The sequence below is a fragment of the Hymenobacter agri genome, from assembly GCF_054778495.1.
In genome coordinates this window covers 1-704 of the sequence record NZ_BAAGZM010001167.1, presented here as the reverse complement: position 1 = coordinate 704, position 704 = coordinate 1, and the positions used below count along the sequence as shown (strand labels likewise).

Here is a 704-nt window from a genome sequence, read left to right as displayed (position 1 = left end):
CCAGGCCGCGCACCACCTGCGGGTCGCGCAGGTGGCCGTCGGCATCCACCACAAACGCCACGTGCACCTTGCCCGACACCTGCCGGTCAAGCGCCGCGGCCGGGTAGTTGATTTTGCGCCCCAGAAAGGCGAGCATGGCCGCGTTGCCACCCGGAAAAGCCGGCATTTCCTCAGCGGTGAAGTAGATGGTGGGTGCCGCCGCGCCGCCTACCGGGGCCCGGTCGCCCTCGGCCTGCGCCACCGGCAGCACCGAAGCCGTTTGGGCCGCCCCCCGGCCGGCCAGCAGCAAAAACCCACTCACGAAAGCACAGTAGCGAAGCAGCATACAGCAAGGATAAAAAACCCGTACACAAAGCTATATCCGCATTTTCGCGACCCAACACCGGCCAAATTACCGTTGTGTGAGGGCTGCATTATCATCCGCTTCGCGGTGGCACCCTGCCCTGATTTTATTGCCCATCAAGGCCAACCGGTCATGTAGTGGCGGTACTCATCGCAAAACGCAAAAAAGCCGGCCCCCACCGGGCCGGCTTTTCCACTTATACTAACCGGATACTTCGACTGCGATAAATAACCGACGGCTTGCCGTGGGCCGTTACTGAGCCACCACGAAGCGCACCGACTGCACGGCTTCGGGCGTAGCCACGGTGGCCACGTACACGCCGGGGGCCAGGTTGGCGGGCAGGGCCAGGCGCTGCGGACCG

At 63.9% G+C, this 704-nt stretch carries 1 protein-coding gene; it reads right to left on the bottom strand.

Translation table 11 applies throughout. The annotated features are described in order from the left end of the window. Positions 1-325, bottom strand: a 325-nt coding sequence (locus tag ACYVDE_RS25120) for an energy transducer TonB (protein WP_460504242.1), incomplete at its 3' end; no start/stop codon positions are given. Between the last annotated feature and the right edge of the window lie 379 nt (positions 326-704).